General features: G+C 60.6%; 1 protein-coding gene. It reads left to right on the top strand.

Features of this window, described 5'->3' with window-relative positions; translation table 11 throughout:
• Nucleotides 1-211 precede the first annotated feature (211 nt).
• On the top strand, nucleotides 212-436 hold a 225-nt coding region (locus K5Q99_RS22120), incomplete at its 3' end, for a hypothetical protein (RefSeq protein ID WP_220778156.1).

Raw genomic sequence — 436 nt, 5'->3', positions numbered from 1 at the left:
GGCCAGTCCGGCTAGTCGTCGAGCCGCAACTCACCGAGCTATCAATGCCGGGGCACCCGTCATCGTCTGTCCAGAACTGCCATCGTGTCCCCAGGGGCATCGCTCTGGTTCTCCCGATGCCCTCGCGCTGGCAGGAACCCGCGCCGATGGGGGCCCAGGATACTTACCAATTATCGTCAAGGACTATCTAGTTTTAGAGAGCCACCACACCTTGGCCGAATTCACGTGGGTGTCTCCGCTCACCGACCCGGATCCTCGTCATGCCCGAATGTCACTCGACCAGACGTTTCGTGCCAGCCGGGAGCAGGCTCTTATCCAGGCCGTCCATCATTGGCGCTTGCTCGACGACCTCGGCCTAGTTGCCAGGCCTGACCAGTGCCCAAAACAGCGTCGTCTGGTCGGGCTGATTGGCCATGATGAGGTCGGTATCTTGAAT

Source organism: Shewanella hafniensis (assembly GCF_019655335.1).
Lineage (GTDB): Bacteria > Pseudomonadota > Gammaproteobacteria > Enterobacterales > Shewanellaceae > Shewanella > Shewanella hafniensis.
Note: the sequence above shows the minus strand (reverse complement) of the source record. Positions and strands in the feature narration are given on the sequence as shown.